This is a genomic window from Jiangella sp. DSM 45060 (assembly GCF_900105175.1).
GTDB lineage: Bacteria > Actinomycetota > Actinomycetes > Jiangellales > Jiangellaceae > Jiangella.
The window spans coordinates 2,797,106-2,811,746 of sequence record NZ_LT629771.1; the positions used below are offsets into that span (position 1 = coordinate 2,797,106).

Below are 14,641 nucleotides of genomic sequence, written 5' to 3' on the forward strand. Positions count from 1 at the left end.
TGTTGAGGTACTTGACTTGTCCGCATGACGTTCGAAGCACGTACCGAAACCGATCACGGCCCGCCGCTGGCCGGCGCGAAGGAATGGACCGCGCTGGCCGTCCTCAGCCTACCGGCGATGCTCGTGATCATGGACCTGACGGTGCTGCACCTGGCCGTGCCGCACCTGAGCGCCGACCTCGCGCCGTCGTCGTCGCAACTGCTCTGGATCACCGACATCTACGGCTTCCTGATCGCCGGCTTCCTCATCACGATGGGGTCGCTGGGCGACCGGATCGGACGGCGGAAGCTGCTGCTCATCGGCGCCGCCGCGTTCGGCGTGGCATCCGTCCTGTCCGCCTACGCGACCAGCCCCGAGATGCTGATCGGCGCCCGGGCCCTCATGGGGATCGCGGGCGCGACGCTGATGCCGTCGACGCTGTCTCTGATCCGCAACATGTTCCTCGACGACCGCCAGCGCACCACCGCGATCTCGCTGTGGATGATGAGCTTCATGGTCGGCGGCTCCATCGGACCGCTGGTCGGCGGCGCGCTGCTGGAGGTGTTCTGGTGGGGCTCGGTGTTCCTCGTCGGCGTGCCGGTCATGGTGCTGCTGCTGGTGGCCGGCCCGTTCCTGCTGCCCGAGTACCGCGACCCGCGCGCCGGACGGCTCGACCTGTTGAGCGCCGTGCTGCTGCTGGCCGCCGTCCTGCCGGTGATCTACGGCATCAAGAAACTCGCGTCGGACGGGTTCGGCTGGCTGCTGGTCGCCGCGATCGCCGCCGGGCTGGTGTTCGCCGTCCTGTTCGTGCGGCGGCAGCGCTCGCTCGACGACCCGCTGATCGACATCGAGCTGTTCCGGAACCGCGCGTTCGGCGTGACGCTCGGCGTCATGACGACCGCGACGTTCGCGATGATGGGCCTGAACCTGTTCGTCATGCAGTACCTCCAGCTCGTGCACGGGCTGTCGCCGCTGCGTGCGGGCCTGTGGGTGCTGCCGATGACCGGCGCGATGATGATCGGCATGATGGCCGCGCCGCTGCTCGTGCGCTACGTCCGGCCCGGGTACGTCATCAGCGGCGGCCTGCTGGTCAGTTCCGCCGGCATCGCGCTGATGACGCAGATCGACGGCTCGTCCGGGTTCGGCGTGCTCATCGCCGGGACGTGCGTCATGGCGGCCGGGTTCACGCCGCAGGCGGCGCTCGGCACCGACCTCGTCATCCGGGCCGCGCCGCCGGAGAAGGCGGGCGCCGCGTCGGCCGCGTCGGAGACGAGCAACGAGCTCGGCGGCGCCCTCGGCCTCGCGATCCTCGGCAGTGTCGGTACCGCCGTCTACCGTTCGGGTATGAGCGATTCCGTGCCCTCCGAGCTGCCCGGCGACGCCGCCGCTGCGGCGGGCGACACCCTGGCCGGCGCCACCGCCGTCGCGGCCACGCTGCCCGACGCCGTCGGTGGCCCGCTGCTCGACGCCGCGCGTGCCGCGTTCACCGACGGGCTGCAGGCCACCGCGGTGGTCAGCGCCCTGGCCGTCCTGGCCGGCGCGGTGCTGGCGGCGGTGCTGCTGCGGCGGGTCGGTGTCGACGCCGGTTCCGGCGGGGACGCCGCGTCCGGGGACGCCGCGCGCGGGGACGCGCCGCCGTCCGCCGTCGATCCCGCCACGGAGGTGCCGGTCCGATGAGCATGGAGGTCACCGCGTGGAACGCGCTCTACAACGCGATGCACGCGCAGCAGGACACCCGCCCGTTCTCGCGCGCCACACTGCGCCGCATCTTCGCGTTCGCCCAGCCGCACCGGCGCTACCTGGTGGCGTTCACCGCGCTGAGCATCGTGACGGCGGTCCTCGCGGTGGCCACGCCGGTGCTCGCCGGCCGCGTCGTCGACGCCATCATGGAGGGGTCGTCGCAGGGCTACGTCATCGGGCTGGCGGTCGTCATCGCGGTCATCGCCGTCGCCGAGGCGGGCGTCGGCCTGGTGCAACGCTGGCTGTCGGCCAGCATCGGTGAGGGGCTCATCCTCGACCTGCGCCAGGCGGTGTTCGACCACGTGCAGAAGATGCCGGTCGCGTTCTTCACCCGCACCCGCACCGGCGCCCTCGTCAGCCGGCTCAACAACGACGTCATCGGCGCGCAGCGGGCGTTCAGCGACCTGCTCTCCGGCGTCGTCAGCAACGTCGTCATGCTGGTGCTGGCGCTCGTCGTCATGCTGGGCATCTCGTGGCAGATCACGCTGCTCGCCCTGGCGCTGCTGCCGGTGTTCGTGCTGCCGGCGCGGCGCATGGGCGGCAAGCTGGCCCGGCTCGAACGCGAGGCGGCCAACCACAACGCCGTCATGGGCACGCAGATGACGGAACGGTTCTCCGCTCCCGGCGCCACGCTGGTGAAGCTGTTCAGCCGGCCCGAACGCGAGTCGGCCGAGTTCTCCGTCCGGGCCCGGCGGGTGCGCGACATCGGGCTGCGCACCGCCATGGTGCAGTGGATCTTCGTCACGGCGTTGACGCTGGTCGGCGCACTGGCGCTGGCCCTGGTGTACGGCCTGGGCGGGTTCTACGCGCTGCGCGACCAACTCGACGCCGGCGCCGTCGTGTCCATGGCGCTGCTGCTGACCCGCCTGTACGCGCCGCTCACGGCGCTGGCCAGCGCGCGGGTCGAGGTCATGAGCGCGCTGGTCAGCTTCGCCCGGGTGTTCGAGGTGCTCGACCTCAAACCGCTCATCGTCGAGAAGCCCGACGCCCGTTCGGTGCCCGCCGGCCCGGTCGCCGTCGAGTTCGACGACGTCCACTTCAGCTACCCCGCGGCGTCCGACGTGTCGCTGGCCTCGCTGGAAGAGGTCGCCATGCTCGACACCCGCGGCGGCGACGAAGTCCTGCACGGCGTCTCGTTCACGGCGGCGCCGGGCGAGATGGTCGCGCTGGTCGGGTCGTCCGGCGCCGGGAAGTCGACCATCGCACAGCTGCTCCCGCGCCTGTACGACGTCGACTCCGGCGCCATCCGCCTCAACGGCGTCGACGTCCGCGACCTCACCACGGCGTCGGTGCGCGAGACACTGGGCATGGTCACGCAGGACGGCCACCTGTTCCACGAGTCGATCCGCGAGAACCTGCTCATCGCGCGGCCGTCCGCGTCCGACGACGAGCTGTGGGACGTGCTGCGGCGGTCCAGGTTGGAGGCCCTGGTGGCGTCGCTGCCCGACGGCCTCGACACCGTCGTGGGGGAGCGGGGCTACCGGCTGTCCGGCGGCGAGCGGCAGCGGCTGACGATCGCGCGGCTACTGCTGGCCCGGCCACGGGTGGTCATCCTCGACGAAGCGACGGCGCACCTCGACTCCACCTCCGAGGCGGCGGTGCAGGAGGCGCTCGGCGAGGCGCTCGAAGGGCGCACGGCCGTCGTCATCGCCCACCGGCTGTCGACGGTGCGGTCGGCCGACCAGATCCTCGTCATCGAGGCCGGTCGCGTGGTCGAGCGGGGGACGCATCCGGAGCTGCTCTCGGCCAGTGGCCGGTATGCGCAGCTCTACCGCACCCAGTTCGACCAGCCCGCCGCCGACCACGCGGCCGCCGACGCCACGGCGGACAACGTGCTCGCGGGCGCTGGACCGGCCGACGCTGGCCCAGCCGGTGCCGGGCTGGCCGGGGCTGGGCTGGCCGGGGCTGAGCTGGCCGACGCTGGGCTCGCCGAGGCTGAGCTGGCTGGTGACGGCGCCGGGCTTGCCGAGGCTGAGCCAACCGACGCTGTGCGGGCCGGGGCCGGGCCAGCCGACGCGGGGCTCGCCGGGCCTGGGCTCGCCGAGGCTGAGCTGGCTGGTGACGGCGCCGGGCTTGCCGAGGCTGAGCCAACCGACGCTGTGCGGGCCGGGGCCGGGCCAGCCGACGCGGGGCTCGCCGGGCCTGGGCTCGCCGAGGCTGAGCTGGCTGGTGACGGCGCCGGGCTTGCCGAGGCTGAGCCAACCGACGCTGTGCGGGCCGGGGCCGGGCCAGCCCACGCGGGGCTCGCCGGGCCTGGGCTCGCCGAGGCTGGACTGGCCGAGGCTGAGCGGGCTGGTGCCGGCGCCGGGCTTGCCGGGGCTGAGCCGGCGCGGGACAGTGGCTCGTCCGCCGACCGGCCGGTGGCAGACGACCGCCGCGCCGGCGCCGCGCAGCCCGGCGGCGGCGCGCCGCCTGCCGGCACCGGCGAGGCTCAGACCGATGCCGGCGAGGAGGTGGCGCCGCGCTGACCCGCCGATCCGGCCGGGGCGCCGGCCACCCACGACACGAACGCCTCGACGCCGTCGATCACGGCCTCGTGCCGCACCGAGCGGAACAGGTCGAAGGAGTGTTGCGCGCCCGGCAGCTCGGCGTACACGACGGGGCTTGGCGACGCTGCCCGTAGGTGCGCGACGAACTCGCGAGCGGCGCTCACCGAGACCAGCGTGTCGCGGTCGCCGTGCGCCACGAACACCGGCGGTGCCGCGTCGGCGGCGTACCCCAGCGGCGACGACACGGGCAGGTCGTCCGGGCCCATGCCGTAGTAGTGGCCGTAGTAGCCGTACAGGCAGATCGCCGCCAGCGGACGGTGCGCCGCCGCGGGCTGGTCCGGCACCGTCGCCTGCGAGCGGTCCGTCGCCGCGGGACGGGCGGCGGTCGCGGCGGGTTCGTCCGGCACCGGCGTCACGGGACGGCGGGCCGTCGCGGCGGGCTGGCCCGGCGCCGTGGGGCGTTCCGGCGCGGCCGCAACGGGCCCATGCGTCGGCGCCTGGGCGTGGTCCGGCACTGGCGACAGCGCCGTCACGGCGGCCAGGTGGGCGCCCGCGGAGCTGCCGGCGAGGATGACGCGGTCCGGGTCGCCGCCGTACTCGGCGATGTGGGCGCGGACCCAGGCCAGCACACGCTGGAGGTCGGCGAGGTGGCCGGCGAAGTCGGTGTGCGGGCGGAGCCGGTAGTTCGCGCTGACGCACACGTGGCCGCGAGCGGCCAGCCGGTACAGCAGCAGCCGGCCCTCGCGGTTCTTGTGGCCGCTGAAGTAGCCGCCGCCGTGCAGGTAGACGATGACGGGCGCGGGCTCGCCGGTCCGCGGGGCGCGGGGCCGGTAGACGTCGAGGCGGTGACGTCGGCCGGCGTCGCCGTAGGCGAGGTTCCGGGTGCGCCTGACGTCGCGGCGATGCACCCACAGCGGCCTGAACAGGATCGATGCCCACGGCGTCCGTCGGCCGACCCGCTCGGCCGCGGCGTCGCCCAGGGCCGCGGCGACGGCCGAGCGGACGGTCCGCGGCGCACCCATCGACTGCCGCGCGACGACGAGCAGGCCGGGCGCCGTCAGTGCCGCGACGCCGACGACCGCCCACGCGCCCGCCGACTCGACGTCGCCCTGCCCGAACACCAGCGCCGTCGACCCGGCGAGGAGGGTCAGGGCCAGGAACGGCAGCTCGTTGACCACCAGCCCGAGCACGAAGCTCACCGTCCCGACGACGGGGTGCCGGCGCGGCGCCGGTGCGAGCGCGGCCAGCGTGCCGAGGGCGAGGAGGAGGGTCGAGAACAGGTATCCGTAGGGCATGCCGCCACGCTAGGAACCGCGCGCCCGCCGCACCCATGACGGAAGTCACCACCCGGCCGTGAACCTCGCCGGCAGCCGAGCGGACGCCGGGTGAGCCCCGCGGGGCGCTGGCCGGCCTGGAACGCTGGCCAGCGCCACACCGAGCGGGCCCGCGAGGCCGGGGGAGGCCGGACGCGCCGGCGAAGCCGGGCGCGCCGGGTGGTCAGCCGCGGAGCTCGCGGGCGAGGTCGGCGACGCGGGCGGACCAGGTGGGGTCGTCGGCCGCAGGGCCGGTGACGGTGAGGACGAGGCGGGCGCCGTGGCCGGTGCCGTCGCCCAGTTCCCAGCGCACCCGGGCGCCGCCCGGCGTGGTGTAGGCGAGCGCCTTCGGCTCGTCGCGCTCGACGACACCGGCGGACGGGGCATCGGCGGACAGGTCGCCGCCGGACAAGTCGCCGGCGAGGCGCTCGACGACCGGCCAGGCGACCTCGGCCGGCGCCGTGAGCTGCCGCTCGAACCGCACCCGCGGCTCACCGTCGACGGTCGAGGCGACGCCGGCGCCGAGACCGAACCGGTCGACGAACGCGTCGTGCTCGGCGGCGGACGGCGACGCGGCGGTGACGGGCTCGCCGGCCAGCACCTGGCCCAGCCCGGCGAAGCACGACGCCCACCCGGACGCGAAGCTGGCCGCGCCGTAGTGGTCGTCGAACACGTGGGTGAACTCCAGCAGGCAGCCGTCGCCGTCGTCGCGCAGGGAGAACCGCAGCAGCTCGCCGCCCCAGGTGAACGCCAGCAGCCGGCCCGGCGACACCTCCACCACCTGGCCGTCGACCGCCGGGCCGCTGCCGTCGCCCCAGTCGAAGCGGACGTCGGCGCCGGCTTCGAGGGCGAACTCGAGGCGGGCGGGGAACCACTGGCTCAGGTGGCCGGGCTCGGTGAGGGCACGCCATACCTGCGCCCGCGGATGGCGGAACCGGCGCTCCATGCGCAGCACGCTGCGGTCGCCGTCGGTGTGCAGGGACTCGGTCACGATGACTCCTCGTAGAGATGTTCCAGGTCAGCGGCGCGCTGCCAGACGTCCCAGTCGATGGGACGGGCGTCGAGGGTGGCCGCCAGCAGCTCCAGCCCGGCGTGCCAGCCGGTCGCGATGGCCGCGCCGGAACCGTCGTCGTCGACGGTGTTGACGAAGACGAGTAGGCAGCCGTCGCCGTCGGGGACGAGCTCCCAGCGCAGGGTCTCGGTGCCCCACGTGTACTCCAGCAGCCGCGGCCGGTCGACGGCGACGACGCGGCCGGCGACGGGGTCGGCGGGCATGCCGAAGCGGGTGCGCTGTTCGTCGGTGGGGTGGAACCAGATGGTCGCGCCGGGGGTGAGATCGAGCTCGACGACGGCGGGGAAGCGCCAGCCGCGCAGCTCGGCAGGGTCGGTGAGGGCCCGCCACACCTTGGCCGGCGGGTGTGCGAACCGGCGCTCGAACCGGATCTCGACCCGCCCGCCACCGACCCGGCGCACGGTGCCCGGGGCGGTCACTCGTCGTCCATGGTGTCGAGGTGGCGGTCGAGGGCGTCGAAGCGCTCGGCCCACATCCAGCGGTACGGCGTGAGCCACGCGTCGATCTCGGCGAGCGGTTCGGGCCGCAGCTCGTACCAGCGCCGCTGCGCCTCGGGGCGGACGGTGACCAGCCCGGCCTCGCGCAGCACCCGCAGGTGCTTCGACGTGCCGGGCTGGGACAGGCCGACGGCGGCGGTCAGCTCGCCGGCCAGCCGGGGGCGCTCGCGGAGGAGGTCCAGGATGCGCCGCCGGGCCGGGTCGGCGAGGACGCCGAACGGTTCAGTCGCCATGTCATCGACGTTAGCCGTTCAGTTATATAACCGCAAGAGGATATACAGTCTCAGCGGAGCTGCCCCCGGATCGCGCCGGGCTGGAACGAGGCGTTGTGCACGTTGACGTAGAAGTCGCCGGGCGCGGCCAGCAGGGCGGCCAGCTCGCTCTCGGTGAGCGTCTCGGTCGTGTTCTGGTCGTCGGGGACCGCGGTGATGCAGCCGTGGCTGACGGGGTCGGGCGTCTCGAGGCCGATGACGATCGGGCCGGGGTCGGTCGGCGGGGCGATGTGGATGTGCGCCGCCGTCGCCGGTTCGATGCGGACCGCGACGAGCGTGTAGCAGAGCGTGTCGCCCCGGACGACGGCGGCGAAGGCGCCGCGACCGTCGGGGTCGCCGGGTCCGGGCCGCTCGGCGGCTCCGGTCAGCACGGTGTGCAGGGTGGTGACGTCACCACCGCCGGACGATGCGGGGACGGCGCCCGCGACGAGTGCGGCTCCGGCTGCGGTGACCAGGGCCGCGGAACGGAGGAGCCAGGTGCGCATGATGCTCTCCTTCGGGACCGAGTGTGGCGGAGGTCGCCTGTGTGGACCTCCCGTGGTTCTACGGCGCCGGCTGCCGGAGGGATTCCGCCCGGCGCGTAAATTCTCGGCGGGCATCGTCCGTTCGGTCAGTCCACGCCATACCGAACGGACGAAATTTGCGTTCCAATGCCGTCACAGCGGGCTCGACCTGGGGAAACGCGGCGTGGCGCGGCTCGTTCGCGTTGCGGCCGCGGGATAGTCGGTAGATCATCGACGAGGCAGGGTTTTCCTCCACCGGCCGGCATCGGCCGGGGAGTCCAGGGCGAGTTCAGAGACCGACGGAATCGCTGTCAGGGACGGGCGGCGAGGAGCAGGAGGATCACGATGTTGCGCCGGGACACGGAGTACGTGTTGACCTGGAACGCACAGAACCACAGCTGGCTGGTGCGGCCGATCGAACGTGACGGGAACCAGATCATGCAGATCGGCGGCGGCACCCAGATGGGCGATCCCGCCTGGGCCATGTCCGGCTGGGACGACTAGAACCGCGACGCCCGCGGCCTTCCGTCGTCCGGCGCACTCCGACGCCCCACCACGAGCCCGGCAGTACGCGACGCGGTGCCGGCTGCCCTCCGCCATGAGCGTGGGGCAGCCGGCACCGTGGCATGTGCGGCCTGTGGCCGGTCAGTCCTCCGGCAGCGGCGTCTCGCCGGCGCCCTCCGGCAGCGTGACCGCGCCGACGCCGGACTCGTCGTCCAGTTCGTCGGACGCGACCTGCAGGTCGGGGTCGGTGACGAACGCGAAGCCCTGGCCCAGCGACACGTCCATCTCGGCCAGCGGAATCGTGCTGTTGTTGCCGAAGAGATCGCTCACCGCGATGCCGACGAGGGAGCCGTCGGCCCGCTCGTAGACGATGCTGAACAGCAGGTGCATCTCCGGATTCGCGGCGCCGACCAGTGCGGTCTCGTCGGTACCGGGGATCGGCTGCTCGGTGCACCGGTCGGTGTCGATCTCGCAGCCGATGTTGACGGCGAAGTCCTGGCGCGCGAACTCGTACTCGTCGGCGTAGCCCGGCCCGGTGACCGCCACCTGCACGAGACCCATGCCGTCGTCGCCCTCGACCAGCCACTCGAGCTTGGTGCCGACGTTCGTCCCGCCGCCGGTGATGCCGCTGGTCGTGGCGGGCAGGTGCTCGTGCGCAGGATCGAGGTGCTCGACGGCGGTGGCGAGCAGCAGCTGCCGCGTGGCCGGGAACCCGAAGTCGTCGCCGGGCGGTGTGTCGGCCGCGGTCGGCGTGCTGGTGGGCGCCTCCGTCGGCGTCGCGGTGGTGTCGCCCGACGGGTCGGCGGGGGCCGACGACGGTGCGTCGCCGGCGCCGCGGCCGGCCACCGGGACCTCCTCGGCCCCGAACGGCTCGCCGCCGGGCAGCGCGAACGCCACCCCGGCCGCGACCGCGACCACCCCAACGACCCCGCCGGTCAGCGTGGCCGCACGCCGCCGGCGCAGGTGCCGCCGTCCTCGCGCGAGGTCGTCCGTCGCGGTGGAGGCCATCGGCGGCTCGCCGGCGAACCCCATGCGCCGGAACCGTTCGCGCAGCTGGTCGTCCTCGTTCATCTCGATCGCCTCTCGGTCGTCGTCACGTCGTCGGTCGACAGGGAGGCGCGCAGGCCGGCCATCGCCCGTGCGGTCTGGCTCTTCACCGTGCCCGTGGTGCAGCCGAGGTCGTCGGCGGTCTCCTCCACGCTCAGCCCGCACCAGTAGCGCAGCACCACGGTGGCGCGTTGCCGCTGCGGCAGGGCCTTGAGCGCACCGACGAGCGCGTCGCTGTCCTCCAGCGAGAGCGTCTCCGGCGCGGCGGCGTCGATGCCGTCGAGCCCGATGCGCTCGCGGCGCCAGGGCCGCCGCTTCTCGTCCAGGTGCGCCCGCACGATGATGCGGCGGACGTAGGCGTCCTCGGCGCCGTCGGTGTGGATGCGGGGCCAGGCCGCGTACAGCTTGAGCAACGCGGTCTGCACCAGATCCTCGGCGGCGTGCCAGTCTCCGCACACGAGGTAGGCGACGCGGCGCAGGTACCCGCGCCGCGCATCGACGTAGGCCACGAACTCGTCAGCTCGCGCATGCCGTCTGCTCACTCCACCAACTCCTCGTGCGCTCATCCTGTCTCACCCACTAGACGGAGCGCACGGACGCCGGGTTGTCGCGGACCCGAAGAAAGATCCGGGGGCTAGCCCCACCCCAGGCCGGTACCTGGCACCAGTGAGCTGCCGGGCCGGGCCGACCAGCATGGTTGACGACCTGTTGATCACTGCTCGGAGGGCCGCCCGGTGTCTCACACCAGCTCCCGCTACTCCCGTCCACCCGTGACCGTACGGATCGCCCGCTGGAGCGCGACCCACCCCGGCCGCGCCATCGGCGGCTGGTTCGCGTTCGTCGTGCTGTGCCTGGCCGCCATGAGCGTCGCCGGCATCCAGCAGGCCAGCCAGCTCGACCTCGGCATCGGCGAGGCCGGCCGGGCCGACCGCATGCTCGACGAGGGCGGCCTCGAGGCGCCCATCACCGAGAACGTGCTGATCACCCCGGCCGGCGGCGACGCCGACGCCGCGGCCGCGGAGATCGCGGAGCGGATGGCCGCGCTGCCCGAGGTCGAGGCCGTCGGCGACCCGGTCACCGCGCCCGACGGCGACGCCGTCACCGTCCCCATCGCGATGACCGCTGACGAGGAGCAGGCCGAGGACGACGTCCAGGCGCTGCGCGACGTCACCGCCGGCGTGCAGGAGCAGTACCCGGACCTGCGGGTCGAGCAGGCCGGCGAGGCGTCGGTGATGAAGGACTTCTTCGGCCTGCTCGAGGAGGACCTCGGCACCATCGCCATGCTCAGCCTGCCGGTGACGCTGCTGGTGCTGCTGGTCGCGTTCGGCGCGATCCTGGCCGCCGGGGTGCCGGTGCTGCTGGCGATCTCGTCGGTCGGATCGGCGATCGGGCTGTACGCGCTGGCGTCGTACGCGGTGCCCGACGGCGGCACCGTCACGCACCTGGTGCTGCTCATCGGCATGGCGGTCGGCGTCGACTACTCGCTGTTCTACCTGCGCCGCGAGCGTGAGGAGCGGGCCCGCGGACGGGACACGCTGCAGGCCGTGGAGATCGCGGCCGCCACGTCCGGCCACTCCGTCGTGGTGTCCGGGCTGGCCGTCGCGGTCTCGATGGCCGGGCTCTACCTCGCCGCCGACGTCAACTTCGCCTCGATGGCCACCGGCGCCATCCTCGTCGTCGCGATCGCCGTCATCGGGTCGCTGACGGTCCTGCCCGCGCTGCTGGCCAAGCTCGGCCACCGCATCGACCGCCCGCGCGTCCCGGTGCTCTGGCGGCTGACGAACCAGCAGCGGCCGCCGCGGTTCTGGCCGGCCGTGCTGCGTCCCGCCCTGCGACACCCCGTCGCGACGCTGGTCGTCTCGGTGCTGGCGCTGCTCGCGCTGGCCGCGCCCGCCCTGAACCTCAAACTGGCCAACCCCGACGAGGCCGCGTTCCCGCGCAGCCTGCCGGTCATGCAGACCTACGACCGCCTGGTCGAGTCGTTCCCGAGCACCGGCGTCGCGCACGAGGTCGTCGTCGAGGCGCCCGCGGACCGGTCCGGTGACGTCCGCGCCGCGCTGGAGGAGCTGGCCGGCCGTACCGCCGCCGACGAGAACTTCGCGCACGACCAGGAGCCGGTCGTCGCGCAGTCCGAGGACGGGCGGTTCAGCTCGCTGCGGGTCGGCGTGCCGTTCGGGCCCGACTCGGACGACGCCGCGCGCTCGCTGGACGTGCTGCGCGACGACCTCATCCCGGCGACTGTCGGCGGGGTGCCCGGCGCCGAGACGGCGGTGACGGGCGACGTCGCCGGCAGTGTCGACTACAACGACAACCTGGCCTCGAAGCTGCCGTGGATCATCGGGTTCGTCCTGGTGCTGGCGTTCGTCATGATGACGGTGACGTTCCGCTCCGTCGTCGTCGGCCTCACCACGGTGTTCGTGAACCTGCTGTCGACGGTGGCCGCGTTCGGCGTGCTGGCGCTGGTGTTCCAGTACTCGTGGGCCGAAGGGCTGCTGGACTTCACCTCCACCGGCACCGTCGTCGTGTGGATCCCGCTGTTCCTGTTCGTGATCCTGTTCGGGCTGTCGATGGACTACCACGTGTTCGTCGTCAGCCGCATCCGCGAGGCGGCCGACCGGGGGCTGCCGATCCGCGCCGCCGTCCGCGAGGGCATCACCACCTCCGCCGGCACCGTCACCAGCGCCGCGCTCGTCATGGTGGCCGTCTTCGGGCTGTTCGCCGCGATGCGGGTGCTGGAGATGAAGCAGATGGGGGTCGGCCTGGCGGTCGCGGTGCTGATCGACGCGGTCGTGATCCGCGCGGTCGTGCTGCCGTCCGTGATGGCGCTGCTCGGGAACGCGAACTGGTGGGCGCCGCGGTGGCTGCGCCGGTCCCGTCCGTCCGCGGGCGCCGACGCCGAGCGCGAGCTCACCCGGGTCGGCTGATGTTGTGGCTGACGGCGGTCCCGGGTAGCCGCGGCGGCGGGGTTCGCGTGAGGATGGCCGGCATGGCTGACGATCTCACGACGCTGCGGGCCCGGTACGACGCCGTCGTGGTGGGCGGCGGGCACAACGGGCTCACCGCCGCCGCCTACCTCGCCCGCGCCGGCCGCAGCGTGCTGGTGCTGGAACGCCTCGGCCACGTCGGGGGAGCGGCCGTCTCGGAGCGGCCGTTCCCCGGCGTCGACGCCCGGCTGTCGCGGTATTCGTACCTGGTGTCTCTGCTGCCGCGGCAGATCGTCGACGAGCTGGCGCTGCCGATCACGCTGCGGCGGCGCCGGTACTCGTCCTACACGCCGGTCGGCGACGGCGGGCTGCTGGTCGACACCGGGTCGCGGGAGGCGACGCGGGCGTCGTTCCCCTCGGCCGCCGACCACGACGCGTGGGAGCGGTTCTACGCGATGACCGGCGAGGTGGCCCGCCGGGTCGCGCCGACGCTGACGGCGCCGCTGCTGTCGCGCGACGAGTTCCGCGCGCTGGTGGGGCCGGAGGCGTGGACGGCGCTGTTCGAGCGGCCGATCGGCGGGCTCGTGCGCTCGTCGTTCGAGGACGACGTCGTCCGCGGGGTGGTGTCGACCGACGCGCTGATCGGCACCTTCGCCGCCGTCGACGAGCCGTCGCTGCGGCAGAACCGGTGCTTCCTGTACCACGTCATCGGCAACGGGACCGGCGACTGGGACGTCCCGGTCGGCGGCATGGGCGCGGTCAGCGGGGCGCTGCGCGACGCGGCGGTGGCGGCGGGCGCCGTCATCGTCACCCGGGCGACGGTGACGGCGATCGACGCCGACGGCGGCGAGGTGGTGTTCGAGACCGCCGACGGGGTGGCGCGCTCGGTCGGTGCGGGGCACGTGCTGGCCGGCTGCGCGCCGTCGACGCTGGCCGGGCTGCTGGGGTCGCCCGGCTCGCCGGGGGAGGCGCCGGAGGGCGCGCAGCTGAAGCTCAACCTGCTGCTCACGCGGCTGCCGCGGCTGCGGTCCGACGTCGACCCGGCGGCGGCGTTCAGCGGGACGTTCCACGTCAACGAGTCGCTGACCCAGTTGGAGACGGCGTACGCGCAGGCCGCGGCCGGGTCGGTGCCGGAGCTGCCGCCGTGCGAGATCTACTGCCACTCGCTGACCGACCCGTCCATCCTCGGGCCGTCGCTGCGCGAGGCGGGCGCGCACACGATCACGCTGTTCGGGCTGCACCTGCCGGCGCGGCTGTTCCGGTCCGACCCCGAAGGCGCCCGCGCGGCGGCCGTCAAGGCGACGCTGGCCTCGCTGAACTCCGTCCTGGCCGAGCCGATCGAGGACTGCCTCGCCCTCGACGCCGACGGCCGCCCCTGCCTCGACGCGCGCACGCCGGTCGACCTCGAGGCGTCGGTCGGCCTGCCCGGCGGGCACATCTTCCACCGCGACCTCACCTGGCCGTTCGCCGAGTCCCCGGCCGACGTGGGCCGCTGGGGCGTCGAGACGGAACACCCGCGGGTGCTGCTGTGCGGGGCCGGCGCCCGGCGCGGCGGGGGAGTGAGCGGCATCCCCGGCCGCGCCGCGGCGATGGCGGTGCTCGCGGTTTGAGATCGCGCGGCCTGTGCACGGGCTGCTCATGTTGATCGAGCACCAAGGCAGACGACCTGAGATCGATCCCACCGCCTACGTCGCGCCGACCGCGGTCATCTGCGGAGACGTGACGATCGGGCCGCGGACGCATGTCTCGTACGGCGCGGTGATCGAGTCGCACGGCTCACCGGTGCGCATCGGCGCGCAGTGCGCCGTTCGTGAGAACCTCAACATCCGCAGCACCGCCCGCGACGCGGTCGAGATCGGCGACCACGTCCTGATCGGGCCGCACGCGTCGCTCAAGGGCTGCACCATCGAGGACGAGTGCTTCCTGGCGACGGGCGTGCGGATCTATCAGGGCGCGCGCATCGGCACGCGCACGGAGGTCCGCATCGACGGCATCGTGCATGTCGGCAGCGTGCTGCCGCCGCATTCGCTCGTCCCGATCAAGTGGGTGGCCGTCGGCGACCCGGCCCAGCTCTTCCCGCCCGACGAGCACGAGGAGATCGACGCGGTCCTGGCCCGGATGGACTTCGCCCAGCACGTGTACGGCATGGAGCGGCAGCCCGTCGACGGCGTCGACATGGACATGAAGGAGCTCACCCGGCGCGAGACGACCGGACTCGCCGATCATCGCGATGACCGGGAACTGCGCGACTAGCCCGAAGCACGCCGTCGTGAACGGGGTGCGCCTCGCCTACGACGACCT

At 73.7% G+C, this 14,641-nt stretch carries 13 protein-coding genes; 6 read left to right on the top strand and 7 right to left on the bottom strand.

All coding sequences use genetic code 11. The features are described from left to right. The first annotated feature begins 24 nt into the window (after positions 1-24). Positions 25-1,656: an MFS transporter gene (locus BLU82_RS12610; RefSeq protein ID WP_092620494.1), complete on the top strand. Its 1,632-nt coding sequence runs from the start codon at positions 25-27 to the stop codon at positions 1,654-1,656. Then, the gene (locus BLU82_RS12615) at positions 1,653-4,187 is read left to right on the top strand and encodes an ABC transporter ATP-binding protein (RefSeq protein WP_231947781.1); all 2,535 of its coding nucleotides are present in this window, start codon (positions 1,653-1,655) and stop codon (positions 4,185-4,187) included. Before BLU82_RS12610 ends, BLU82_RS12615 begins: the two co-directional genes overlap by 4 nt. On the opposite strand, the gene BLU82_RS12620 is transcribed toward BLU82_RS12615, so the two are convergent. From BLU82_RS12620 to BLU82_RS12640, 5 genes are all read right to left on the bottom strand, one after another. Further along, positions 4,151-5,503: an alpha/beta hydrolase gene (locus tag BLU82_RS12620; RefSeq protein WP_092620497.1), complete on the bottom strand. Its 1,353-nt coding sequence runs from the start codon at positions 5,501-5,503 to the stop codon at positions 4,151-4,153. The genes BLU82_RS12615 and BLU82_RS12620 overlap by 37 nt on opposite strands. A 202-nt stretch (positions 5,504-5,705) precedes the next feature. Beyond that, the gene (locus tag BLU82_RS12625) at positions 5,706-6,512 is read right to left on the bottom strand and encodes an SRPBCC family protein (RefSeq protein WP_092620500.1); all 807 of its coding nucleotides are present in this window, start codon (positions 6,510-6,512) and stop codon (positions 5,706-5,708) included. Further along, positions 6,509-7,012: an SRPBCC family protein gene (locus BLU82_RS12630; protein ID WP_092620503.1), complete on the bottom strand. Its 504-nt coding sequence runs from the start codon at positions 7,010-7,012 to the stop codon at positions 6,509-6,511. Before BLU82_RS12630 ends, BLU82_RS12625 begins: the two co-directional genes overlap by 4 nt. Continuing rightward, positions 7,009-7,323: a helix-turn-helix transcriptional regulator gene (locus BLU82_RS12635; RefSeq protein ID WP_092620506.1), complete on the bottom strand. Its 315-nt coding sequence runs from the start codon at positions 7,321-7,323 to the stop codon at positions 7,009-7,011. Before BLU82_RS12635 ends, BLU82_RS12630 begins: the two co-directional genes overlap by 4 nt. 50 nt (positions 7,324-7,373) lie before the next feature. Beyond that, positions 7,374-7,847 carry a CHRD domain-containing protein gene (locus BLU82_RS12640; RefSeq protein ID WP_157740859.1) on the bottom strand — a complete coding sequence of 158 codons (474 nt, stop codon included), beginning with the start codon at positions 7,845-7,847 and terminating at the stop codon, positions 7,374-7,376. A 363-nt stretch (positions 7,848-8,210) separates the two neighbouring features. Between BLU82_RS12640 and BLU82_RS34135 the strand changes: the two genes are divergently transcribed. Next, a complete protein-coding gene (locus BLU82_RS34135) occupies positions 8,211-8,369 on the top strand; it encodes a hypothetical protein (protein WP_157574251.1) in 159 nt (52 codons plus the stop codon). 141 nt (positions 8,370-8,510) lie between these two features. Here the strand turns inward: BLU82_RS34135 and BLU82_RS12645 are convergent, their stop codons facing one another. Next, positions 8,511-9,440, bottom strand: coding sequence for a hypothetical protein (locus BLU82_RS12645; protein WP_092620512.1), 930 nt, complete (start codon positions 9,438-9,440; stop codon positions 8,511-8,513). Further along, positions 9,437-9,958, bottom strand: a complete 522-nt coding sequence (locus BLU82_RS12650) for a SigE family RNA polymerase sigma factor (RefSeq protein WP_231947782.1) — start codon at positions 9,956-9,958, stop codon at positions 9,437-9,439. Before BLU82_RS12650 ends, BLU82_RS12645 begins: the two co-directional genes overlap by 4 nt. Before the next feature lie 228 nt (positions 9,959-10,186). Here BLU82_RS12650 and BLU82_RS12655 point away from each other — a divergent pair, with 228 nt between their 5' ends. The 3 genes from BLU82_RS12655 to BLU82_RS12665 all read left to right on the top strand — a co-directional run bounded on the left by BLU82_RS12655 (position 10,187) and on the right by BLU82_RS12665 (position 14,593). Further along, positions 10,187-12,340, top strand: a complete 2,154-nt coding sequence (locus BLU82_RS12655; protein WP_197682909.1) for an MMPL family transporter — start codon at positions 10,187-10,189, stop codon at positions 12,338-12,340. Between the two features lie 62 nt (positions 12,341-12,402). Next, positions 12,403-13,950 (top strand): NAD(P)/FAD-dependent oxidoreductase, encoded by a 1,548-nt coding sequence (locus tag BLU82_RS35980; RefSeq protein ID WP_092620518.1) that lies wholly within the window; start codon positions 12,403-12,405, stop codon positions 13,948-13,950. 109 nt (positions 13,951-14,059) lie between these two features. After that, entirely contained in the window at positions 14,060-14,593 is a 534-nt protein-coding gene (locus tag BLU82_RS12665; RefSeq protein ID WP_197682910.1) for a hypothetical protein, read from the top strand. Positions 14,594-14,641: the final 48 nt, after the last annotated feature.